This window comes from Paenibacillus gallinarum, assembly GCF_014836635.1.
GTDB lineage: Bacteria > Bacillota > Bacilli > Paenibacillales > Paenibacillaceae > Paenibacillus > Paenibacillus gallinarum.
This window is the reverse complement of record NZ_JACSQL010000001.1, coordinates 451,900-476,050: the sequence shown is the minus strand read 5'-3', so window position 1 is coordinate 476,050 and position 24,151 is coordinate 451,900. Positions and strand designations below refer to the sequence as shown.

Annotated in this window: 24 protein-coding genes and 1 riboswitch; of the genes, 3 read left to right on the top strand and 21 right to left on the bottom strand. The window is 41.6% G+C overall.

Annotated elements, in window-relative coordinates; all coding sequences use genetic code 11:
* Window positions 1-14: 14 nt before the first annotated feature.
* The 3 genes from H9647_RS02345 to metA are packed head-to-tail and all read right to left on the bottom strand — an operon-like array spanning window position 15 to window position 3,310.
* Window positions 15-1,187, bottom strand: coding sequence for an aminotransferase class I/II-fold pyridoxal phosphate-dependent enzyme (locus H9647_RS02345; protein WP_318245246.1), 1,173 nt, complete (start codon window positions 1,185-1,187; stop codon window positions 15-17).
* Complete coding sequence (locus H9647_RS02340) at window positions 1,180-2,364, bottom strand: aminotransferase class I/II-fold pyridoxal phosphate-dependent enzyme (RefSeq protein ID WP_191797825.1); 1,185 nt, start codon at window positions 2,362-2,364, stop codon at window positions 1,180-1,182. Before H9647_RS02340 ends, H9647_RS02345 begins: the two co-directional genes overlap by 8 nt.
* A 28-nt stretch (window positions 2,365-2,392) precedes the next feature.
* Entirely contained in the window at window positions 2,393-3,310 is a 918-nt protein-coding gene (metA, locus tag H9647_RS02335; RefSeq protein ID WP_191797823.1) for a homoserine O-acetyltransferase MetA, read from the bottom strand.
* A gap of 147 nt (window positions 3,311-3,457) precedes the next feature.
* Window positions 3,458-3,588: riboswitch (SAM riboswitch) on the bottom strand.
* Between the two features lie 427 nt (window positions 3,589-4,015).
* On the opposite strand from metA, the gene corA reads away from it, so the two are divergent.
* Window positions 4,016-4,951, top strand: a complete 936-nt coding sequence (gene corA / locus H9647_RS02330) for a magnesium/cobalt transporter CorA (protein ID WP_191797821.1) — start codon at window positions 4,016-4,018, stop codon at window positions 4,949-4,951.
* Window positions 4,952-5,127: 176 nt separating this feature from the next.
* Here corA and H9647_RS02325 read toward each other — a convergent pair whose 3' ends face one another.
* The 17 genes from H9647_RS02325 to H9647_RS02245 form a co-directional block, all read right to left on the bottom strand.
* On the bottom strand, window positions 5,128-6,132 hold the full coding sequence (locus H9647_RS02325) for an HRDC domain-containing protein (RefSeq protein WP_191797819.1): 1,005 nt from the start codon (window positions 6,130-6,132) through the stop codon (window positions 5,128-5,130).
* Window positions 6,133-6,290: 158 nt separating this feature from the next.
* Complete coding sequence (locus tag H9647_RS02320) at window positions 6,291-7,172, bottom strand: ROK family protein (protein ID WP_404822577.1); 882 nt, start codon at window positions 7,170-7,172, stop codon at window positions 6,291-6,293.
* 22 nt (window positions 7,173-7,194) lie between these two features.
* Entirely contained in the window at window positions 7,195-7,866 is a 672-nt protein-coding gene (locus tag H9647_RS02315; RefSeq protein ID WP_225229003.1) for an MOSC domain-containing protein, read from the bottom strand.
* 161 nt (window positions 7,867-8,027) lie between these two features.
* Window positions 8,028-8,927, bottom strand: a complete 900-nt coding sequence (locus H9647_RS02310; protein WP_318245245.1) for a 5'-3' exonuclease — start codon at window positions 8,925-8,927, stop codon at window positions 8,028-8,030.
* A gap of 132 nt (window positions 8,928-9,059) precedes the next feature.
* Window positions 9,060-9,419, bottom strand: a complete 360-nt coding sequence (locus H9647_RS02305) for an arsenate reductase family protein (RefSeq protein WP_191797815.1) — start codon at window positions 9,417-9,419, stop codon at window positions 9,060-9,062.
* A gap of 46 nt (window positions 9,420-9,465) precedes the next feature.
* Window positions 9,466-10,425, bottom strand: a complete 960-nt coding sequence (locus H9647_RS02300) for an RluA family pseudouridine synthase (RefSeq protein WP_191797813.1) — start codon at window positions 10,423-10,425, stop codon at window positions 9,466-9,468.
* Window positions 10,422-10,991, bottom strand: coding sequence for a cob(I)yrinic acid a,c-diamide adenosyltransferase (locus tag H9647_RS02295; protein WP_191797810.1), 570 nt, complete (start codon window positions 10,989-10,991; stop codon window positions 10,422-10,424). The genes H9647_RS02300 and H9647_RS02295 overlap by 4 nt, the downstream gene beginning before the upstream one ends.
* A gap of 12 nt (window positions 10,992-11,003) precedes the next feature.
* Window positions 11,004-11,546: a bifunctional adenosylcobinamide kinase/adenosylcobinamide-phosphate guanylyltransferase gene (locus H9647_RS02290; protein ID WP_191797808.1), complete on the bottom strand. Its 543-nt coding sequence runs from the start codon at window positions 11,544-11,546 to the stop codon at window positions 11,004-11,006.
* 49 nt (window positions 11,547-11,595) lie between these two features.
* A complete protein-coding gene (locus H9647_RS02285; protein WP_191797806.1) occupies window positions 11,596-12,162 on the bottom strand; it encodes a hypothetical protein in 567 nt (188 codons plus the stop codon).
* Between the two features lie 107 nt (window positions 12,163-12,269).
* Window positions 12,270-12,485, bottom strand: coding sequence for an aspartyl-phosphate phosphatase Spo0E family protein (locus H9647_RS02280; RefSeq protein WP_318245258.1), 216 nt, complete (start codon window positions 12,483-12,485; stop codon window positions 12,270-12,272).
* A 198-nt stretch (window positions 12,486-12,683) separates the two neighbouring features.
* Window positions 12,684-13,904 carry an aminotransferase class I/II-fold pyridoxal phosphate-dependent enzyme gene (locus tag H9647_RS02275; protein WP_191797802.1) on the bottom strand — a complete coding sequence of 407 codons (1,221 nt, stop codon included), beginning with the start codon at window positions 13,902-13,904 and terminating at the stop codon, window positions 12,684-12,686.
* Between the two features lie 15 nt (window positions 13,905-13,919).
* Window positions 13,920-14,420: an Lrp/AsnC family transcriptional regulator gene (locus tag H9647_RS02270; RefSeq protein WP_191797801.1), complete on the bottom strand. Its 501-nt coding sequence runs from the start codon at window positions 14,418-14,420 to the stop codon at window positions 13,920-13,922.
* A gap of 176 nt (window positions 14,421-14,596) precedes the next feature.
* On the bottom strand, window positions 14,597-15,004 hold the full coding sequence (locus tag H9647_RS02265; protein WP_191797799.1) for a spore coat protein: 408 nt from the start codon (window positions 15,002-15,004) through the stop codon (window positions 14,597-14,599).
* Window positions 15,005-15,046: 42 nt separating this feature from the next.
* Window positions 15,047-15,283, bottom strand: a complete 237-nt coding sequence (locus H9647_RS02260) for a spore coat protein (RefSeq protein WP_191797797.1) — start codon at window positions 15,281-15,283, stop codon at window positions 15,047-15,049.
* Between the two features lie 76 nt (window positions 15,284-15,359).
* Window positions 15,360-16,553 (bottom strand): MFS transporter, encoded by a 1,194-nt coding sequence (locus tag H9647_RS02255; protein WP_318245244.1) that lies wholly within the window; start codon window positions 16,551-16,553, stop codon window positions 15,360-15,362.
* 176 nt (window positions 16,554-16,729) lie between these two features.
* Window positions 16,730-17,353 (bottom strand): hypothetical protein, encoded by a 624-nt coding sequence (locus H9647_RS02250; protein ID WP_191797795.1) that lies wholly within the window; start codon window positions 17,351-17,353, stop codon window positions 16,730-16,732.
* A gap of 149 nt (window positions 17,354-17,502) precedes the next feature.
* Window positions 17,503-19,860 carry an endonuclease MutS2 gene (locus H9647_RS02245; protein WP_191797793.1) on the bottom strand — a complete coding sequence of 786 codons (2,358 nt, stop codon included), beginning with the start codon at window positions 19,858-19,860 and terminating at the stop codon, window positions 17,503-17,505.
* Window positions 19,861-20,015: 155 nt separating this feature from the next.
* On the opposite strand from H9647_RS02245, the gene H9647_RS02240 reads away from it, so the two are divergent.
* The gene (locus tag H9647_RS02240) at window positions 20,016-20,366 is read left to right on the top strand and encodes a phage holin family protein (RefSeq protein ID WP_191797791.1); all 351 of its coding nucleotides are present in this window, start codon (window positions 20,016-20,018) and stop codon (window positions 20,364-20,366) included.
* 171 nt (window positions 20,367-20,537) lie between these two features.
* On the top strand, window positions 20,538-20,921 hold the full coding sequence (locus H9647_RS02235) for a cupredoxin domain-containing protein (RefSeq protein ID WP_191797789.1): 384 nt from the start codon (window positions 20,538-20,540) through the stop codon (window positions 20,919-20,921).
* A 95-nt stretch (window positions 20,922-21,016) separates the two neighbouring features.
* On the opposite strand, the gene H9647_RS02230 is transcribed toward H9647_RS02235, so the two are convergent.
* Complete coding sequence (locus H9647_RS02230; RefSeq protein ID WP_191797787.1) at window positions 21,017-24,046, bottom strand: hypothetical protein; 3,030 nt, start codon at window positions 24,044-24,046, stop codon at window positions 21,017-21,019.
* Window positions 24,047-24,151: the final 105 nt, after the last annotated feature.

Genomic DNA, 24,151 nt, shown 5'->3' with positions numbered 1-24,151 from the left:
ATGAAAATCTTGTACTATGTGTTAGATAATGCCTGATCTAAATCGGCAATTAAATCATCAATATCTTCAAGTCCTACGGAAAAACGAAGCAAACCATCCGTTATTCCTCGCTCTAATCTAAAGTCTTTCGGCATCGCTGCATGAGACATCATTGCAGGATAGGACAAGATACTCTCAACTGAACCCAGACTTACGGCAACAAGAGGCAAGCGAACTTTATTGAGGACGGCTTTCGCTCGGTCTCCTGAACCTACATCAAATGATACCACTGCACCGTAGCCAGTAGACTGTTTCTCGTGCACTTCTCGTCCTGGGTGATGAAGTAGTCCTGGATAGTATACAGCAGGAATGTCAGAGCGACTCATAAGCCACGCTGCAAGTTTCGTCGCACTGATCTCGGAATGAGCCATACGAGCACCAAGCGTCTTCATTCCTCTCATGAGCAGCCAGGATTCTTGCGCGCCAAGTACCGTGCCAAGTCCATTTTGAAGTTGCTTAAGCTGCGCGCCAATCGCTTCTGTTCTTGCTACAGCAAGCCCCGCAAGTACATCGCTGTGTCCACCAAGGAATTTAGTGGCACTATGGAGTACAATATCTACTCCTTGCTCAATCGGCTTTTGGTAATAAGGTGTCATGAACGTATTATCAAGCAGCGTCAGAAGGCCCTTTTCCTTCGCCCATTCGGTAATGCCTGCTACATCGGTAATACGCAGTGTCGGATTTGATGGTGTTTCCATATATACGGCTTTTGTATTTGGACGGTAAGCGGCTTTTACGTTTGCTAGATCCGTCATATCTACGAACGTAGTCTCAATATTCATCCGCGTAAGAATACTGCTTAGCAAGCGATATGTTCCGCCGTACACATCTTCTGTGGCGATAATATGATCACCTGCAGACAGAATCATAAGAGAACTTGAAATCGCAGCCATTCCCGAAGAATAAGCAAAACCACGTACTCCTCCCTCTAGAAGAGCGATATAATCTTCGAGCGCCTGCCGAGTTGGATTGCCTGAACGGCTGTAATCATGCGTTGGCGGCGAAAAAATATCATGATGGTGGAACGTGGATGCTTGATATATAGGCACACTGGATGCGCCGGTTGTCTCATCTATCTCTGCTCCAAAATGCAGCAATTTGGTATCGAATTTATAATCGTTATGCTGGTCTTCTTTTTTATTAGCCACGAACAACACTTCCTTCCAGCTCTAAAGCTGCCTCGTGAAATGCAGCATCTAAGTCTTGAATAATATCATCAATATGTTCAATTCCAACAGAGAATCGCAGCAAACGATCATCAAGTCCTACTGCATTACGAATCTCCACTGGAATATCCGCATGAGTCTGCACCACAGGGTACGTCATCAGTGACTCTACCCCGCCCAAACTTTCTGCAAAGGCAATCAGTTTGATATGTCTTAGGATCGGCTCCACATAACGAGCGTCTTTCACTTTAAAAGACAGGATGCCTGTATTTCCACTGGACTGTCGTTTTTGGACTTCATAAGATGGGTGATCCTGCAGGGCAGGGTAATATACATCTGTAATCAGTTCATGTGACAGCAAAAACTCAGCTACCTTCGTTGCATTCAATTCGTGGCGTTCCATGCGAAGCGCAAGTGTCTTCATTCCCCGCATTAACTGGTAACTATCGCTTGGAGATAACACAGCCCCAATCGAGTTATGGAGAAAAGCAATCTCTTCGGAAATTTCTTTTCCTTTCGTTACAATAAGACCCGCTAGCACGTCGTTATGTCCACCCAAATATTTGGTAGCACTGTGCATAACAATATCCGCTCCAAGTTCAAGCGGCCGCTGGAAGAAAGGAGTAAGCAGTGTATTATCTACGATGGACAAAATCCCGTATTTTCTAGCCCATGTACAGACTTTTTCAATATCTGTAATCATCATCAGCGGATTCGTCGGAGTTTCGATGAAGATCGCTTTTGTATTATCCTGGCGCACATTATCTAGTGCATCTAAATCATTCGTATCTACATAACTTGCTGTAATTCCATTCTTAGCAAGGATTCGCTCCACCAGACGATATGTCCCTCCATATAGATCAAGTGAAATGATCAGATGGTCCCCTTGCCCAAACTTAGCGAAGATCGTCATGATGGCTGCCATACCAGAGCTGCAGGCAAAACCTGCGTCTCCTGATTCCAGTTCAGCTGCAGCTTCTTCCAGCACTTTTCGAGTTGGGTTTGTCGTACGTATGTAATCAAATCCCGTGCTTTTTCCCAGTTCAGGATGTCTAAATGCAGTCGATTGATAGATTGGAAAGTTAACCGCTCCAGTTACAGGTTCTTTAACTGATCCTATTTGTGCGAGCTTACTTTCTAACTTCAGCTTGTTTTCCATAACTTGATGTCCCCCTTATAGATAAAGACTAGTTTTGTGTTTCAAGGTCATAGGGTGTTGCTTGGTAAACATAATAGTTGAGCCAGTTGGAGAACAATAAGTTTGCATGCGCTCTCCAGCTGGACAACGGCACCTTGCTAGGATCATCATTCGGGAAATAATTGTTAGGCAATTTAACATCTAAACCTCTCGCCTTATCTCGATCATATTCCCATTTTAAGGATAACGGATCATATTCGGAATGCCCAGTCACAAAAATCTGCTTGCCATCCTCACTTGCCACAATATATACTCCGGCTTCTTCAGACTCTGATAAAATATCAAGCCCAGCCACTTTCTCTATATCTTCTCGGCGTACTTCAGTATGACGAGAATGCGGAGCAAGGAATAACTCATCAAATCCTCGAAGAAGTTTTACATGAGATTTACCTAACGTGTGTGGAAACACGCCGAAACATTTTTCAGCAAGTGCCACTTTGGGTACATTAAAATGGTGATAAAGGCCTGCTTGTGAAGCCCAACAGATATGCATCGTAGAAGTCACATTCGTTTTGGACCAGTTGAAAATCTGTTGGATTTCTTCCCAATACGTCACTTCTTCAAATTCCATCTGTTCTACTGGGGCTCCCGTGATGATTAGTCCATCAAATCGCAAATCTTTTACTTCATCAAACGTTTTATAAAACATATCGAGATATTCTTGCGACGTATTCTTCGAAACATGTGATTTTGGATGAATTAGAATCACATCCACTTGAAGGGGCGTATTGCCAATGAGCCGGAGTAACTGGGTCTCCGTCGTCTCTTTCGTAGGCATCAAATTAAGAATGCCGATACGTAAAGGACGAATGTCCTGTTTGAAAGCATGCGACTCATCCATAACAAAAATATTCTCACCTGCGAGAATTTCTTTAGCTGGTAAAGTATCAGGGATTTTAATGGGCAAGGGTATTCCTCCTTAAAAACATTTTTGTTGGATAATAGAGTGAGAGGTTAGTAAGGAAGCGAACTTATTCCCACGGAAGATAAACAAAAAACGGCCTATCTCATTACACTTGAGAAAGGCCGTCGATCCGTATACGGTAATGCTCCTCTCTCATCTCTCAATTCTTGTTTTAGGCCACATCCGGCATAAAACATGAATAGCAAGAATTAGCACCGTGCGATTGCTCGCCGGTTGCTGTGGTTTCTAAGGGCCAGTCCCTCCACCACTCTTGATAAGATTTCGCTGTATTCAATTTTTTAAAATAAAAATAATTCACTAATTGTTACCATTACTCTATAGCAAGAGGTATGAATCCGTCAAGAACTGGATTTCTAACATTCTTTGGAAACAGTCACCTCTATGAAAATCCGGACATAAGATATGCCATAAACATTTATCTTGATTGCTGAAAAATAGCACGTTATACTAAGAATCAGTGTCAATTTAAACATAATGGGGTGACAAAAATGGACGGCGACCCGAGGCCTGACTGGCAGCCGAATGATTATAACAGCATAGGATGTACCATCAGCTTGCCGGCTAACGGGACGCGTAATTCCTGATGTCTGCCCTCTTCGTACCCTTTGTCGGCACTGATGTTCACATTCCTTAGTTATTCAGCTTGTCCCGCTTAAATTCCGGGAGTTTACTTAAGGAGTGGTTCAAATGAAGATTAGATATGTTAACCAAGGAGTTTTTACTTCGCTTGATCATATTGAAGATACACTGACTCCACCTGAAGAAGGATTTTATTGGATTGATGCGGATGTCGACGATCTCGCAATTCTTCAACCTTTATTTCACATGCATGATCTTGCTGTAGAAGACTGTTTGAGTGATGAGGAACAACGTCCGAAGCTCGAAATCTATGAAAGTCATTATTTTATCGTGGTAAATAGTATACGTTTTGATGACGAGGAAATATTTTTACGTGCGGTCAACGTTTTCTTAGGAAGACATTATATTATTACGGTAACGAAACAGAAAGTAAATGAACTTCGGACACTGAAACCGATCCTTTGGGAACAGGAAGTAAATTCGCCCGATCGTTTCTTATATCTGCTCATTGATTCCATTGTAGATAACTATTTCACTGTAGGTGACCGGCTTGAAGCAAGAATTGAAAAGCTGGAAGAAGATATTTTAATGCATACAAAGAAAAGTCATCTGAATGAAATTATAGGTCTCAGAAGTGAGATTTTATGGCTCAAAAAGGGGCTCGGACCTCAAAAAGAAGTCATTAATACACTCAATAAAAAGGATCTGCGTCTCATTGATGATCAATTGCAAAAATACTTTAGTGATATCTATGAGAACGCGGTAAAAATATCAGAAACATTTGATACTTATCGAGATTTGATGGGTAACTTACGAGAAGCTTATCAGTCCAGTATTTCCAACCGGGCCAATGAAATCATGCGTGTGTTTACGGCCATAACGACCGTATTTATGCCGCTGACACTGATTACCGGGATCTATGGAATGAATTTCAAGAATATGCCTGAGCTAGATTATCAATATTCATATTTTATAGTCATTGGGATTATAGCAGCGCTTGGGATCACGATGTACCTCATTTTCCGTAAAAAAGATTGGATTTAGAGTTTTGTAACGAATATATTTTCATCCTTTCTTCATCAAATCTTCATGTAAATATCATTTATTAAAAGGTTCCTTCATCTATGTGGAGGAACCTTTTATATATAATCTAGACTTTGCCTTTTCACATCATAGATATGAGTTACATACGGAAGTTATGTAGTGTGACCTTCCTCCTTTTATCCAACCTGTTTGCTTGTTTCGGTCTGTCTTCGGTAACGAATACGAACCATACGCAGCCGCTCATACAATTGATCAAGTGGTCCCGCTCCTGCAGGATCTTCACCATATACTTGGTGTAGTATTGGCTTTAAAAAGCTTGTCCCTAGCTCATCATAAGCATTCCAGATCAGCTCCTGCTCATCATCCGTCATCCACGTCAGTTCTTTCGCGATCAGCATCTCTGTATCATAACCACTCTTTTCAAGTTCCTCCAGAAAATCAACTAGTTCTCTGCGGTTCAGACCCGTAAGTGCACTGATGTCATCAAGAGACTGGCTGCTTGCTATAGCGGTTAGAACTGATTTTTTTAGATTAAATTTATCCAGCTCCTGTTTATACTTCTGCTCTTTTTGTCTATAATTCCAAGACTCATATTCTTCTTCCGTGAGCACTGTAGATACCCAATTTAGTGGAAAACCATGCTCTCTCGTTTCTTTTGTGGTGATATCCAGCAACTCCTGACCATATTCGGTCAACTTATTCTCGCCTACACCAGGTAATTCTCGCAATTCTTCCAAGGTATGAGGTACAAAGGTACTAATCATCCGAAGCAATCGATTACTTGCAATAAAATAAGGTGCTTTGCGCTCGGTTGATGCTTTTTTTCTCCGCCACACACATAAAGCTTGATATAATTCTTCACGACCATAAAGTTCGCTATAACATTGCAGTTTCTGCGTATGCTGATTCCTTTGTTTCGTCTCTTCGGATTCATGAAATATACCCTCAATAAGCGGTCTGTAGCCTTCACTCATCTTGATTGCCAGCTGAAAACGATAGATATGCATCATCTCATTCCAAGAACTGCCTTCATACCAGATATCCACCTGTTCTTTGTCCATATTCATACTGCTCCAGCCAAGTTGCCACAAGTCTTCTTCTTCCCCTATCCATAATTGTGCATACTTTGCCCCGTTTTGCTCTGATGTTACAGATAATTGAACCATAAATACAATTTTCATTGTTGCCAGCCTCCTCTCAAAATCAGGCAGTACAAAAGTAACACGCAAAAAAGCACCTCTCTCACATATTCATGTGAGAGAGGTGCTTCCTCATGTAACTCCGCGCTGTTCTGTTACCAAATACTATACCATAAATGTTAATAATTTCAATCTTAATTTTATTGTTCTTCTAAAGCTAGCTTGGCAAGAGCGAGTGAACCGCAAATACCAGCATTGTCTCCGAGTTCCGGATAAACTACATACTGATCGATGTGCTGGGTAATACTCGAATGTTGTACATATCCTCCTAAGAGTGACTTCAACTGGCGTCTAATCTCAGGGAACAATTGCTCCTGCTTCATTACACCGCCACCCATAATAATTTTTTGCGGCGAAAGAATAAGTACATAATTGACCAAAGCTTGAGCCAAATAATAAGCTTCCATCTCCCAAGCAGGATGATCGGTCGGTAGTTCCACGCCAGCTTTTCCCCAGCGTTTAAGTATCGCAGGCCCGGCTGCCATCCCTTCAAGACAATCACCATGAAATGGACAGAAGCCTTCAAAGGTATCATTCGGATGGCGTCTTACACTGATATGTCCCATTTCCGGATGAGATAGACCATGAACCAGTTGTCCTCCAACAACGGCTCCTGCTCCGATTCCTGTACCGACAGTGATGTAAATACAGCTGTCTAATCCCTTTGCAGCACCCCAAGTATACTCACCAAGTGCAGCTCCATTTACATCCGTATCAAAATTCATAGGTACATCAAAATGTTCTTTTAGCTTGCCAATCATGTCATAACCGCCCCAGAACGGTTTAGGTGTTGTTGTAATATGTCCATATGTAGGACTATTCTTAATCGGATCGATTGGCCCGAAGGAGCCTACACCAAATGCATCGAATTTCTTGCCTTCAAAAAAAGCAACAACTTGGGCCATCGTTTCTTCAGGGGTTGTCGTCGGAAAACTAACTCTTTCAAAAATTTCACCTCGTTCATTACCGATCCCGCATACAAACTTTGTTCCACCAGCTTCAATAGCACCTAATACTCGCACATTAACACCCTTTCGAATCATTCTAGTTGAGTTTCCGCTTTTCCATTCTTTTGGTCAGTGTGGATTTCCAGCTCGCTGATAGAGAATCCACAGAAAGAAGCTTATGTATCGCATGAAGATCATCTTTATTCTGATGCATAATGTAGTTTGCTTCCATTACACTTACACTGTTAGCTGCTCGCGAACACAGAATAAGCTCACTCTCAGCTGATACATATCCTTCTTCTAGTACTCGAAAATAGTACCCTGTAATCCCAGTCGTTTGAAACTTCAAAGGAAGCTCCTTAGCATTGTGTTTCACACCTAGTTTAAAACAAGGTTCGCGCGGCTGACTCACTTGTACTATTGCTTCTCCAAGCTTCCATATATCACCGATATATGTGTCCTGCTCACTGCAGCCGGATACCGTAATATTCTCGCCAAACGCGCCTGGCAGCAAGTTTTGTCCCAAAAAAACTTCGTACGAAGGATAGGCAAGATAGTCGAATACACTCACTGCCTTATCTACGCCTCCATGGTGTATCAGATCGGCCTGTTCATCACGGGCAAACCCTGTTTTTGATAGGAATATACGATCTGAAACAGGATGTTTATCGATGGCCGAATAAAATTCTTGCCTGCCGCTTTTCATCCGTTTCTTGGTTCCAACGTTTAGAGATACGATCTGATATGAAACTGACTCTATATCATTCAATGGTAACGCCTCCACTTTTTCTAGGTACCAAGAAGTTCTATCATCGCTTTATAAGGTTCGCATCCGGCATTATTTAATAATCCCCCGAAATCGGTTTTAGGTCAATGCCAAAAACACAAAAAAGATACGGAAAGTAATCTTCCGTATCTTTTATTCTATCTTTAACTAATCGCAACCCCGATTAGTGAGCACAAACTTTTCATTTCAAGTTCTTCGAATTTCGCGATAACTTGGTGATGATCTAAACTTAGAACACAGCTTTCAAGAGAACAAGCAACGGGAACTTCCAGATGGATCTCAGCCAGTTTGCGAGATAGATGTAACATATCCATGTCATTCTCAATCTTCTTGCGAATAGAAGGACTAAGTTCATCCAGATGTTCAAGAATCCCTTCAATAGATTCATACTCTTGAACAAGCTTCATCGCTGTTTTTTCGCCAATCCCCCGAACGCCTGGATAATTATCACTTGCATCCCCCATAAGACCCTTCATATCAATGATTTGACGAGGACGCAGCCCCTTCTCCTCATATAAGGAATCAGGAGTGTATACTTTATAATTACCGTGCCCTTTTTTCATTATAATCACACTAGTACGATCGTTCACTAGCTGAAGAAGATCGTGATCCCCAGACAGAATCATCACATTCATATCAAGTTCTTCGCTGTATAAACGACTTAACGTACCAATACAATCATCAGCTTCATAACCCGGAGCACTAATGTTTGGAATACCGAGGCTTTCCATTACTTCTTTAATCATGGTAAACTGAGGAATCAAATCTTCCGGCGCTTCCGGACGATTTCCCTTATATGCCGCATAATGCTCGCCTCGGAAAGTTCCTCCACCTAAATCCCAGCAACATACTACATGTGTCGGGTTAAACGTCTGAACTGCATCCCAAAAATAACGAATAAAACCATATACTGCATTCGTGGCCAGTCCATCCTTCGTACGACGGATATATCCACCTGCAGCTGTGGCAAAATACGCGCGAAATAGGACGGCCATACCGTCGACGATCAATACCGATTGTTGTTCTTTTGTTTCATTACTCACTTATGATAACGCTCCTGTTCTATTCCATACCTATATTTATAATACCTGTATTATAGCACAGGCTACACTAGGTTTGGGGATAAAACAATGGAAAGCATACCAAAGTCACGCTTCTAAAAAGGGTTGATCTGGTCAACCCCATGTTTCTTGAAATTGTTCTTCTTTGAAACCAACGGTTACCTTGCTTCCGTCCGTCACAATCGGGCGTTTAATCAGTCTGCCATTAGAGGACAACAGTTGTAACTGTTCTTCTCTACTCATTTCTTTCAACTGATCCTTAAGATTCATTTCTTTATAAACTTCTCCACTTGTGTTGAAGAACTTTTTCAATTCTAGTCCACTGTTCTCAACAAGTGATGCTAGCTCATCTACAGTAGGCGGCTCTTCAAAAATTGGAATTTGTGTTAGCTCATGTCCAGCTGACTCCAGCCATTTTACTGCCTTACGGCAAGTGCCGCATTTCGCATATTGATATACGGTTAATTGACTCATATACTACGTTCCTCCTGAATCGATAGCTGTTTTGTTATTATTTTTGTTAACCCTGCACTTCTTCAAGTTGTGCTTTTAACTGTGCCATATCTGCTGGTAAATCGGCAGTAAACGTCACTCTTTCCCCTGAAAGTGGATGAGTGAAAGAAAGCTTACTGGCATGCAAAGCTTGTCTATTCATCCATGTATCCGTTAGTCGTGCCTGTTCACGGTTAAATTTTGCATGTGTGAGCTGATCGACACCATAAAAAGTATCCCCCATTAGCGGACAACCGATCGAACTCATATGAACCCTGATTTGATGGGTTCGTCCACTCTCGAGCTTTATTTGCACCATGCTGCCATGTGGATAACGTTCCACTATATGATACAATGTGCGAGCTGGATAACCATCCGGTGTAACGATCCGGCGATGCGGCTCTAATGGATCGCGGTCAATAGGTCCGTCAATAATCCCTTCTGCCGGTTCAGGATACCCATGCACGATCGCTGTATAATACTTATCTACCGCTCCCTGTATCATTTGCTCGGAAATGTGCTGATGTACATATGGATTCTTAGCTATACACAGAACCCCAGATGTGTCTTGATCCAGCCTGTGGACAGGTCTAAAACGCACCTGTTCACCTTTTTCCTGCCAATAATGTACCACTCCATTGGCAAGTGTTCCCGTATAGTGACCACTGGTTGGATGTACAATCATTCCGGCAGGTTTATTCACAATGAGTAGATGATTATCCTCATATATGATGTCAAAGGGAATAGGCTCCGGTAAAATATCTTCCGAAGTCTCCTTTTCCATTCGAAGTTCGATTCGGTCTCCGCCCTTTACTTTCTCACTGATATAGACGCGCTGACCATTTAATTGAATTCCACATTCGGTCATTTTCACTCTGGACATTAACTTGCGGGAAACTCCTAATCTTTTTTGCAAAATCGTTTTTAGAAGCATCCCTTCATCTTCTGGAAGAACAACATATACAATTGGATCATAGTAAGACATCATTTGCTTCGAAACACCTTTTTGCTGCGAAGATATTCTACATCAGGAACGCCGGAACGAACATTTGCCGTACGGGCGATAACAAAGAAGTAATCCGACAGACGATTCATATACAGCCTGACGCTAGGATTAATTTCAGTGTGAGACCCAAGCGTTACTACCCGGCGTTCTGCTCTTCGGCTTACCGTACGGCACACATGAAGTGCGGAAGATAAGGCACATCCTCCCGGAATAATAAAACGTTCAATTTGCGGATTTTCAGCTTGATGAAGATCAATCCACTGTTCTAAACGTTCTGCCATATCACCAGACACTTTATAATTCCCTTCCTCCAATTTGACAAAAGCAAGATCAGATCCACAATCGAATAACTCCTGCTGAATTATCCCCAGTTCTTCTTTCAAATCCGCAAACTTCTCTTCAGTCGTTATGATACTGATGGCTTGACCGACAAAACTATTTAGTTCATCAATAGTGCCATAAGCCTCGACCCGGTCATCGTCTTTTGGTACTCTTGCACCGATCACCGAAGTCTGGCCTTTATCACCTGATTTAGTATATATCTTCATTATACCCTCCAATTAATATCTGATTTTGTTCCTGCTGATCTCGCTTGCAATGCCTGAAGTGAGCTGAAACACCTGGTCGCTTCTGACTGCAATCATACGATTCATCTCAGCCATTGAAGAAATGAATTGTTTTTCCTCCTCAGAAGGATGAAAACTTCCCTGCATTTCGTTAGTAATAATCAGAAGTAATCCCTGATAAGAAAAAACAACTTCCTTTAATTGCTCCAACCTTGCTATAATACGAGCTTGATCCGCACTATTCCAACAGTTTTTCCATTCACTAATCATCCAGCTGGTCAAACTATCAATAACAACAATTCGATGATCAGCACGGAACAAGTTAGATTCCCTGTTGATGTGATCAAGTGTATCCGGAAGTGACTGGTGAGAAGAGGTATGTACTCTGCGCAGTTTGGACGGGGCTCTCATTTTTTCGGGCAAAGGTTTTGCATCTTCATCTGTAATATAAATGCCTTCCCGTGCAAGTGTTGAGGCATAGGATAGTGCAAACTGGGTTTTACCGCTGCTTACTCCCCCTGTTACCATAATGAGCATCCCTCAGCCCCCCTCCTACTGGTATATCACTTTGTCCGTTCATTATAAATTAATTCGATTCCGTCATAAACTTAAGAACTTCTTTTGCTAATGCAATATCAGATGTGGAAACCGGGATGGTCGCGAACAAATTTTTTGCTGGATAATTCAACTCTTTAAATATCGTCATTTCATCAAGTGGAATCCCAAACAAATGATCACCTGTTACCATATCTTTAGACATATCTCCATTTTCGTCAATCTCATATGTACCGCCCTCAAAAAAACCACGACTATAGGTTTCCGGGTTAAAAGCATCTTCAAGTGCAATATGTGAACCTTGTCTACCATACGATTTCATATCGTTTTCTGGCATAATCATCAGATCATTCGCTTTTCCAACGTACTCAAGCAGAATCTTTTGTTGATTATAGATCGGACTTGAAATGACTTCTATCGTTACTCTGTCCCCAAACTTTTCTTGTAACTTAGATTGAAGTTCATCTTCAATGCCGACGATACTGCCTTGATCATCTGTCATAAAAATCTGGAACGCCGTATCTTCCTCTTTGCCGCAAGCCGTGAGTATTACCATGAATAATAATGCAACTATAGCCCATCTGCTTCTGTTATCCACTTTAATGATTCCTCCTTTTTCCCTTATTTCACATCATATCACAATACTGCTTCACAAAAAAAGAAGACCCTCAAAAGGGTCTTCTCCTGTAAAATGAGCTCACGCTTTTATGCTTTCTTAGGATAGGTCTTCATATATTCATTGATCTTTAAATCAAGCAAGCTGCTGATTTCGATCACTATGTCTGAAGTAAAAGACTTCTCTTCCAAAAAGATTCTTTCCATCTTGCTGCGCAGGATATGGATTTCATCTTCCAAGGAAAGATTGCGTGATGATGCTTTCTCCGAGTTTGTAAGCCAAGAGGTGCTGCTATCGCTATCCACAGCATATTGACCTCGGTATGTCGGCAAGTCATAGTCGGCACAAAACAAGGTAAATCCCTCCCTAGAAATCTATATCCTTACAGATTATAGCATAAAAACGAATAAACCCAAGTACCAATTGTTACAATTTACGGAAATAGTTGAATTGTTTACATTTTAGTTTTATTTATACCAAGTGGCAACCAACATTATATATTTTTATTTACCCACTTGTTCGAGTTTATAAACAAAATTCCCGATTCTTTCTAGAGCTTCATTTAATTGAGTAAGAGAAGTCGCATAAGAACAGCGTAGATAGCCTTCTCCGCCGGAACCAAATACACCGCCTGGAACCGTTGCAACCTTGCCTTCCGTTAACAACTTGTGGGCAAATTCTTCTGAGGTAAGTCCTGTTTTGCGTATACTTGGAAATGCATAGAAAGCACCTTGGGGTTCGTGGCAATCAAGTCCAATATCCCGGAACCCTTGAACAATTAATCGGCGGCGCTGATTGTACGACTCCACCATTCGATCCTTTTCCTCTAATCCATTACGCAAAGCTTCCAAAGCGGCAACTTGCCCCATAGAAGGAGCACACATTACCGTATACTGATGAATTTTAAGCATTGCTGAAATCAGATCAGAGTTTCCGCACATGTAACCAATTCTCCAACCTGTCATTGCAAATGCCTTAGAGAACCCGCTTACCAGGATGGTTCTGTCTCGCATCCCAGGGATCGAAGGAAAACTTACATGCTTTTGGTTATATGTAAGTTCTGCATAGATTTCATCCGAAATAACGATAAGATCATGTTTCTCTACGATTTCAGCAATGGGTAGCCAATCTTCATATGTCATGATTGCCCCTGTTGGATTGCTTGGATAACAGAGAATAAGCACTTTGGATTTAGGTGTGATTTTTGCTTCAAGAGCTTCTGGTGTCAGCTTAAAATTATTTTCTGCTACCGTTTCTACACCTACGGGAACGCCGCCGCCAAGCGCAATAATAGGCGAATAGGCTACATAACAAGGCTCAGGAACCAAAATTTCATCGCCCGCCACGATCAGTGCACGTAATGCCAGGTCAATAGCTTCACTTCCACCTACGGTAACGAGAATTTCATCTTCAGGATCGTATGGGGTATGAAATCCCCGTTCCAGGTAATCACTGATCGCTTCTCGAAGTTCAATCATACCGGCGTTCGACGTATAGCTCGTAAACCCGCGTTCAAGCGAGTATACAGAAGCTTCACGCATATGCCATGGGGTAATAAAATCAGGCTCCCCTACGCCAAGAGAAATAATCCCTTTGTTAGGACCAACGAGGTCAAAAAACTTACGGATCCCTGACGGAGGTATTTGCTGAGCCCCTGGGTTTAGATAAGAACTCATCGATTTCGAACCGGATTTATTATCTTTTTTATCTTGGTTAACTATCATCTCTCATACTTCCTTTTATGGCGAAATAGGGAGCCGTTTATCTTCTTGATGTGGCTCAAAAATGATGCCGTCTTGTTTATATTTTTTAAGAATAAAGTTTGTCTTGGTCGACAATACAGAATCGATCGTAGAAAGTCTTTCGGATACAAAATTAGCAACTTCACGCAAATTACGTCCTTCAATCTCAACCAGAAGGTCATACGCTCCTGACATAAGGTACACGGATTTCACTTGTGGATACAAATAAATACGCTCTGCAATCCCTTCAAAACCACGACCACGTTCAGGACTAATTTGAACTTCAATTAAGGCAGTTACTTTCTCATCATCGACTTTTTCCCAGTTCACAACGGTCGCATACTTCACGATTACATTGTCTTTCTCAAGTTCCGATACCGCTTTCTTGATTTCGTCTTCCGAAGTCCCAAGTAAAGTAGCAAGGAGTGCCGGGGTTCTTCTCGCGTCTTCTTTTAACAAATTAAGTACTTTTAATTTCAAATCGTTAAGTTCTATCATGCATTTCCCTCCAGAGTGCATCTTCAGTAACGGGTCCGTGTTACGGGCCATGCAGCTGCCTTTTCGTTAAGCAGATTAAATATAATATGACATGAAATGAATATTACTGCAAATAAAAAAACCAACACCTTTTAGTTTGCGAGGCGCTGGTTTCTCTTTATTCAAAAATAGGTTCACTATCTAAAGCTAGGATTACCCGGCTGGGAGAAATGTTCATTCATATTTAATGGTGATCCATAAGGCTGGCCAATTGGCGAGTTGACTGCCATTTGGCTATTTTTTTGTTGTACAAATTGATCGCATTCCTGTTTTGTTTGATTCGCTGTCTGTATTTGTTTATCAATGTCCGATTGGAGTGCCTTACCTGGAGCTGGATACATATTGCTTTGTTGCATAACGGTATAAAGTTCGCCCTGCAATTTTAAAGTACTGTTCGTTAAATCAGTAAACATTTGGCGAACTGTTTGGCAGTTGGATTCCGTGGTAGCCGTTGTGTATTCACGTACCGTTCTTTTTAAATCGGCTAAGACCGTATACGCCAAATCTGCATCAGGCATGAATGAACCCGTGGATGATGTATTCATCTTATTTTGCCTCCCTCTCCATATTTGAATGGTTTTTATCTGTTAGTTAGATGGTTGTGTGGGTGCTAGCGGCTGGTGTTGCTGCAGAGCGCCAATAAGCTGATCCGCATGCTGCTTATGCATTTGAATGTGCTGACTTAAAACTTGCTTCAGCTGTGGGTTTTGAATACTTGATGCAGTCGCTGCACACTGTTTCGTCAATAAATCTTCATTCGATAAACAATCAGCAATGTACTCGAGTTCTTTTCCTGTGATAGGCTGCATTGATCCATTTTGCATAAATCTTACCTCCTTTAGGTTATGACTCTTCATTCTCGTTTGATAGCTTGCCCGTATTCAAGACCTTTATGTACAGCTAGATACGAACGAGCCTACGAAGAAAAAACCAACTGAGAACCGGTGAAAACCCGAGGATTACCATAAGCCATGTCATTGTTCTGCTTGAATCATGGATAGATAGGACTAGGATAAAGATAAGAACGCCTGCAATTCTCCCCGTGGTTAGACAAATTTCACGCAATACGACAAGTTCGACTCTTTTTGACACCATTTCATCACTTGTGCCCATGAGATCGAATGCAGAAGAGATCATCGGCAAAATATAAAACGGCATAAATAATGCTGACCCGATACCAACGATGAGTAAGGTGCTGTAATTAACAGACCATAATAAAGGCAGTGTAAGCAAAGAAAGCAATACAGCCCCTACCAAAGATCCATAGTACCGATGAGATGGTTTGTACCATTTTCCAACAAAATGATAACTGACAAGAGCCACTAAAGATGTATACAGATAGAATTGTCCTAATTTTACTTCTTGAGTTGTAGCGATATATACCAAGAGGTTTACTAAAAATGAAAACACGCCTTCTCTGATCCCTTGGAAAGCAAGAGCAGGAGCCGCATGACGCCATGGACTTGCTGTAATCTTCAGTTGACGAAAAGGCTCTATCCAGTAGTAAGTCCCTTCTGTCTTTCTTTTTTTCAAAAAGAAACTGACAATAACGCCTAGTCCATATACGACCATCGAAATCATAAATATGATTCTGTATCCTTGATTTGCTTTTGATAGTGAAATAACAAGACCCGATGCCCAGGGCCCCACAATCCCGACTAGTGAGCCGATAAGTCCAACCCATCCATTAAACAAGTCGCGGTTATCTCGACTAGTGACTTCAAAATAAACCACATTAAATGAGATCCAGAACAAACCAAGCGAAGCCCCTAATAATAATCCCAATGGCCAAATATACGATACTGCTTGCTGATCAAGCCAGAGTACAAGAAGATAGAATACAGCTGATAATAAAATGCCGACTCTAATAACATTCATTTTATTATGTTCTTTCACCCATTTTCCGGCCAGCCAAAAAGTAAGTACAAGCGCTATTTGCTGACTGATGGTAAACCAACCAATCATGGTGAAATCCTGACGGCTTTTCCATAGAAACACATTAATAAAGGTGCCGGATAAGGCACTCGCAAGCACAAACAAACCATTTACAAACAGAAGCAGTTTGGATTGCCCGTCAAGCATCGCCTTTTTCACTTCGTTTCCCTCCTTACGCTCTGCTACCTTTAGGAAGCAGGACTACCATAAGTAACAAAACTAATATGTCCTCTCTTCACAAAAAACTTGTCTCGGTTTATCAATTTCATAAAATTGGAAACAAAAAAAGAACACACACCTTGAAGCGGTATGTGTTCCCTTATATAAAGTGTTTCTTATTTACTTTGACTTAAGCGTTTCACCATACGTAGTCTATCCTCGGAGGCTAGACTTTGTGTCGTTTGGAAACAAGAAGGACAAACATAAATATTCAAACCAAATGGCGCTTCAAGCGGAGGCATCACGGATTGAATTTTTGTGAAGCTATCTCTTGTTACCGTCTGTACACCGGTATGAAGCAAAAATTCACGACAGTTTGGACATTCAGGTGCTTCCTCTTGTAAATCGAGAATAGACTGTACAGCATCAGAATATTTAGCCAAATCAACCCCAGATTCTTCATATTGATCGAGTACTCTGGCAGTAGGAAGAAGCGTATCTGTTTCATCCTCCCATAGTTGATCATAATCTTCTTCGGTTGCTTGCGCAGCCGCTTTTTCTTTCAAAAGTTCCTCTTCTTCTGTGAGCATTAAGTTAACCGTACGATATCCCTCTAGGTTCACTTTAGGAAGATTCTCATTTTGTTTATTGGCTTGAAACTCATCTGCAATGGTTTCAGGTTCTTCTTGGTCTGGAATGGCTGATAGAGGATTATTGCAATAAGGGCATTCTTCTTCCGGACCCAGTTCCTCATCCCATACGATTTCTGTTTGACACCATGGACATACTGTTGTTTCCATTTTATTCATCCTTTCATACTATCCCATTTCATCTTAGCCCATTACCCGTTCATCATATACACGATTCCTGCTGCGAAAAATATGATAGCAGCAGCAAATAAAATCCGGGTCAAATTTTTCATAGATCCTCCTGTACATATAGAACCTGCTTATTTCAATTCAACAACGGTCACTCCGTTACCGCCTTCTCCATAATTCCCAAGACGATAACTTTTGACATTTTTATGTTTTCTTAAATAATCCTGAATTCCCGTACGGAGTACTCCTGTTCCTTTACCATGAATTAAGTACACTTGTCCTAGGTTAGATAAAAACGCTTCGTCAATAAAACGATCCGCTTCAATCAGTGCTTCCTCAAGATTCGCTCCTCGCAAATCAAGTTCAGACCGCACGTTATCATCACGAGTCCGTTTCACCGAGGTAACATGGCGCTGGACCTGAGTCGATGCTTTTTGCGACGTTTCGATCAGTTCCAGATCCGCGACGGCTATTTTCATTTTCATAATACCCATCTGAACAAGTGCCTCTTTGCCAGACAATTCAACCACATGGCCTTTTTGATTCAGACTGGTAACCTTCACTTCATCCCCAAGGCCAATTTTTTTGGTCCCAGCGGCTTTCTTCACTTTTTTCTTACGTTCCGCCGGCTCTGCTTCTTCTAGTCCTTTACGAGCAGCAATCAACTTGTGCTCTTTGACAGAAGCACCTTCTTCAAGTGCCATTTTTCTAAGGTCTTGAATGATCTTCTCCGATTCCTGACGCGCTTTGGCTACAATATCACGAGCTTCTTGCTCCGCTTTCTGCAACCATTTCTCACGTTGTTCTTCCAGCTTTTTAATCTCATGTTCATGCTGACTTCGGAGCTGCTCAAGTTCTGCACGAATTTGCTGAGCTTTATCATGTTCCTGTTCCGCTTTAAGCCGGTTATCTTCAAGGGATGCAATCATGTTCTCAACACGCTGATCTTCTTCTTTCACTTCACCGCGTGCATAGTCGAGGATATCAGATTGCAGACCCAAACGTTCAGCAATAGCAAACGCATTACTACGGCCAGGTACACCAATCAATAGGCGATAAGTCGGACTAAGTGACGCAACATCAAACTCCATGCTCGCATTAATAATTCCTTCTCGTTCGTATGCATATGCTTTCAGTTCACTATAGTGAGTCGTTGCAATCATACGACAACCTGTAGAGTGAATATGCTCAAGAATGGAGATCGCAAGCGCAGAGCCTTCCGCAGGATCTGTCCCTGCACCCAGCTCATCCAGAAGCACCAGACTTTTCGGTGTCATTTGAGATAAAATGCGAATAATATTCGTCATATGGCTTGAAAACGTACTGAGACTTTGTTCAATACTTTGCTCATCACCAATATCAGCATAGATCGCATCAAAAACACTCAACTGACTTCCATCTTCCGCAGGCACAAATAATCCTGACATCGCCATAAGGCTGAGTAAACCAACCGTTTTAAGGGTAACTGTTTTCCCTCCTGTATTTGGTCCTGTCACAATAATCGAACTATATGAATTTCCAAGTTCAAGATCCGTTGGAACAACTTTATCCAGTGGGATTAAAGGATGACGCCCTTTTTTGATCTTCATAAATCCACGATCGTTCATGATTGGCAGCGTTGCTTTCATTTCACGGGCAACTCGTGCTTTCGCAAAAATGAAGTCAAGGGTTCCTAATAATTCGACATCATCAATTAACCACTCCGATTGTTCACCTACAAGAGCTGTCAATTTCTGCAAAATGACTTCAATTTCGCGTTCTTCTGCTAAACGTGTCTCTCTTAACTTGTTGTTCATGGCAACAATGGATTCCGGTTCTATAAAAAGAGTAGCCCCCGATCCTGATTGATCATGAACAATACCACCGAAGTGGGCACGATACTCCGCTTTTACAGGAATAACGAAACGATCCCCGCGAATGGTGATGAGTTGATCTTGTAACATTTTGGAAACCGTAGATGAACGAATCATGGAGTCCAGTTTTTCTCTGATCCGCGATTCACCTGACCGAAGTTCTCTTCGAATTTGAGACAATGCAGAACTCGCAGAATCCAGCACCTCTGCTGTTTCATTGATACAAGATTTAATGGCATCTTCCAGCGGTTTTTGTTCTGAAAGCTGCTCACTTAAAAATGACAACTTGCTGATTTCAATCTCATCTTCCATGCTGTGAAGGATACGTTTAAGCCTGCGTGCCGTATGAACCGTATTGTGGATAGCAAGCAACTCATGAGGACTGAGTGTTCCTCCGATCCGAGCTCTTTTCACAGCAGATGTAATATCGGTCACTCCAGTAAAAGAAGGAATACCTTTTAAGCGATCTACAGCCACAGCTTGGTCTGTTCCTGTAAGCAAAGATTTCACTTCTTCAAGATCAGAAACAGGCATTAAATTTTCTGCTTTATGTTTACCTATCTCGGTTTGTGTGTATAGAGATATTGTATTTAAAATTTTACGATATTCTAACGTATGCAAAATTTTCGAATCCAATGTGACAACTCCTCTCAGGCTCTATATTTCATTATAACGAATGAGCAGGACTTGTGCCATTTGAGAAATCAAATCTACACATAATTTGTGTTGATTTGCTACATAATAGGTTATGCATACCCAAGAATACATCAAATTTAAGGAGGATATATGATATGTCAATTTTAGGGGCAATTGTTCGTTTTATTGTGGCAGCAATTGTATTGTTGCTGGTAAGTTGGATCGTTCCTGGTTTCTCTGTACATGGTTTCGGCAGTGCACTTCTGTTAGCACTGGTAATTGCACTACTCGGATGGGTGGTCGAAAGTATTTTCGGCAAGAGAGTATCTCCATTCGGTCGGGGCATCGTGGGATTTCTCGTTAGTGCGCTTGTCATCTGGTTATCCCAATATATTGTTAACGATGTATCCGCAAGTATTCTCGGCGCTCTTCTGGCAGCACTTGTGATTGGGATTATAGATATTTTCGTTCCAACACCATTCGATGCTGCAAAAAAACATAAATAAATGAACATAACAGTAAAAAGGTCTTCTTCTATATGAAGGAGACCTTTTTTTGTTGTTTTTATTGTTGATATTATTCAAAAATAAGACGTATTTGGAATGTACACCCCTAGAAGATCTACGGTATCATAAAGATGTATGTACCTAAAATATTTTTATGGGAGGTTCTCACTCTTGAAAAAAGCAATCGTACTACTTCTAAGTGCAATGTTACTATTCGTACTTGCTGCATGCGGTCAAGACTCGAAATCAGGTTCAGACAGCGGAATTACTGAATCAGATGTAGCAGCAAGTGAAGAAATTACTATTAAAGCAACAAATTACGAATTCGATCAACCTGAATATCGTGTTAAAAAAGGAGTTCCCGTTCGTATCGTTTATGAAAACGTAGAAGGGAACCATGGAATAATTGTACCAGGACTCGGCGTGCAGCTAGATACAAAAAAGAGTTCTACTGTAATTACACCGGAAGAAACCGGGGAATTTGAAGTTGCCTGCTCCGTCTGGTGCGGAAAAGGTCACTCGACAATGATATCCAAAATTATTGTAGAAGAATAGCAACACAAAAGACCCTCGTGCCAGGCTAGTTAGCCTGGCACGAGGGTCTTTTACAATGATTTATACAATGCTTCTTCTAATGAATGATAGCTGCATTAGTTTTGATCCTGCTCAATCAGTTCAATCCATTCATTATATTCCGTTTGGAGTTTAGCATACTCTTCTTGCAACTTACGGTAGTCATTCGCCAAATCTTCTGATTTGTCTTGATGCATTTCACGTTCAACCTCAAGGAGCCTCAATTGGTGAGCCGTTATTTCATAACGCTCCATAATTTCTTGAAGTTCGGTTTCAAGTGCTTTTTTATCACTTTCGAGCGAAGAAGAACGGGAGATCGCTTCATTTTTCTCGTAGGACAATTCAAGCAATCTATCATTACCAGCTGCAATCTGTTGCTGCCAGCTCTTCACTTCCTCCTCAAGATGCTTACGATTTGCTTCCCAGTCAGCTTGTTGGTTCATGAGATATTGATATTCGCGCTGCAACTCTTGATTCTCTTGATCCATTCGCTCCAGCTGACTTGTCCACTCTTGTTCTTTCTCATTCCAATCTCTAAGTTGACTGCGAAGCTGTTTCTGCTCCTCTTCCAACTGTTTTCGTTCCTGCTGAAGCTTGGACTCGGCTTCGGTAAGTTCTTCACATCTTAATTGCCATTCAATCGCTTCTTCTTCTGCTTTATCGAGTAGAGACTGCCTGCTGCTCACTTCTTCTTTGGCATCTTTCAGTTCAGCTTCAAGAACATTCAGATTTTTGCGAATCTGCTGTAGTTCTTGTTCGTACTGCTCTGCTATCTGAAGATGCTGCTGAGTCTCTTTTACGGAAGATTCAAATTTAGCATTCAGTTCGGCATACTTACCGTCAAGCACAGACAACTGTTCTTTAAGCTCTTCTGCGTGCCGCTGTGATCTTTGTGATTCCTCTTGAGCCTTATTTAGCTCCTGCTGCAAGTCACGAAGACGCGCTTCTGCAGACTCCAATTGATCTGCACTTTCTAAGACGTCATTCTCCAGCTGACTAATATCCTTTTGTCTTTGTTCCGCAATTGTTCTCCAACTCTTCTCACTTGCTGAGATCGAAGCAATTTCACTTTGTAATTTGCGGGTTGCCGCATGAGCTTGTTCGATTACTTTTTGCAATCGGCGCTGTTCCTCTTCGGCTCTTGCTCCCGCTTGTTTCATTTTATTTAATTCCTGCTGACTAGCCGCTTGTTGTTCCTGTAATTTACGAATCAGCGCAGTACTCGCTGTTTCTCGATCAGCCGCTTCTTGTACTTTTTGTTTCAGCTCCACTATTCTTTCCTGTGCTTTCAACCCATCTTGTTCCGCTGAATAAAGCTTTCTCTGCAGAGCAGCACTGCTTTCTTTAGTTTCCGTAATCTGCTGTTCAAGCTCCTGTACTCGGCGTGTATATTTCGAGATGTTCTCATCAGCAGCAATATTCAAAGATTCAAGTTCCTGGATTCGAGCTCTCTCTTCTTCTAATACAGCCGCCAATTGTTTACGTTGTTCTTCTTCTTCAGAAAGTTGGATTATTGCTTCTTCAAGCTGTAAACTTGCTTCTTTTCGCTCTTTCTCCAAACTCTCCTGCAATTGAGTCAGTTCTTGAAGAAGTTTCTGCTCTTTCTTATCATGATCAGCCATAATTTGCTGTTTCGTGTTATTCAGTTCTGTTTTGTATAATTCATACGCTTCTGCCTCGGCCTTCTCTGCTTCTTCCATTGCAAGGCGTTCAGCTTCTTGTACCTTAGCTTCCATTTCCTTCTTCAATTCTTGGAGCTGTTCTTCCGATCTTTCGCGTTCTGCTTCTAGATCATCATTTGCTTGTTGAAGCCGTTGTTCCAGCTGTTCTGTGCGCTGCTGCGCATCTGCCCTAATAGAAGAAATTACATTTGCATGCTTCTCTTCGGTCTCCGTAAGCATTTCCATGACTTCATTAATACTCTTCTCTGCTTCTGCATGAGCCTCCGCTTTGATGGATTCGATATCAATAGCATGCTGTTCTTTCCATTGTTCAAGCTTCGTTTGCAGCTGTGCTTCTGCTTGACGAATCTGTTCTTCAGCCGCGATGCGAGCTTCACGAATTTCGGTGTCAGCCAGTTCCTGCATGGTTTGTAATTCTTCCGCGCTCTGCTGTTTATAATCTTGCAGTGCTTGATCTGCAGCCGCACGTTCCTGCTCCTTACGTTCCAATTTCTTTTCAAGATCTTTTTTCAACTGTTTCCAATTATTCTCTAGCTCCTGTTGCTTACGCTGATGTTGCTCCGTGAGGTTTTGGAGTTTGGCTTGGAGCCCTTTATCCCAATTTTGTTTCTCTGTTTGGAGCTGTTGCTCCCAATTTTCTTTGTTTGCTTTAAGTTGTTTCTCCCAGTTCTGTTGATCCGTCTGGAATTTAGTTTCAAGCGCTTTACGCTCTTGAGCCACTTTATTTAGTTCAGCAGAACGCTGATTCAGGAGTAAACTCAGCTCTTTCATTTTCGTGTCTGCTTCTTCTTGTAGTTTCTTATGCTTTTGCTCTGCCTCAGCCAGTACTTCCTTACGCCGAGCCTCAAGTGCTTCCGCATGCTCTTTTTGTTTCTCCGACAACTGTTGCTGCCACTTTTTATCGTTCTGCTGCAGACGAGTAGAGAGTTCCGTATTATTCTGCTTCGCCTGTTTTAATTCTCCCTCCCGAAGTGAAACCTTCGCAAGAGCTTCTTCAAGCTGAGCTTTGAGTGCCTTTTGTTCTTTGGCACGAACACTCTCAAGCTGAGCCAGTGCTTGCTGAGCAGATTGCTTTTCTTTCTCCATCTCTTTCGTAACCGTTTCAAACTGCTCTAATTTTTCTTTTTGTTGTTCATAAGTATTCTTAAGTTTATCCAGCTCAGTAACGAGCTGAGTGCGTTCACCAGTGACCATCTTCAGTTCATTCTTTACTTGCTGAACCTGAAGAGACTCTTCTGCCATATGTACTGCAGTGAGTACTGCTAGTCTAGGAGTATCCAGCCTGGAATGATTTTTAGAAATGGTGTTCATTCTTTCATCGACCATACTGGCCACTTGTTTCATATATTCGGCACTGCTGCCGACCAATTTATAAGAAGTTCCGTAGATCTCTACGGTAACGCGTGTACGATCAGGTGTAGTCACAGTTGTGCCCTCCTTCAAGTCTGTATGTTGATTCTGGATGATGTAACCCTGTTTTATTAGGTATATATGTTTAAGTATAAAGATCCCTAAACAAAAAGTCACATC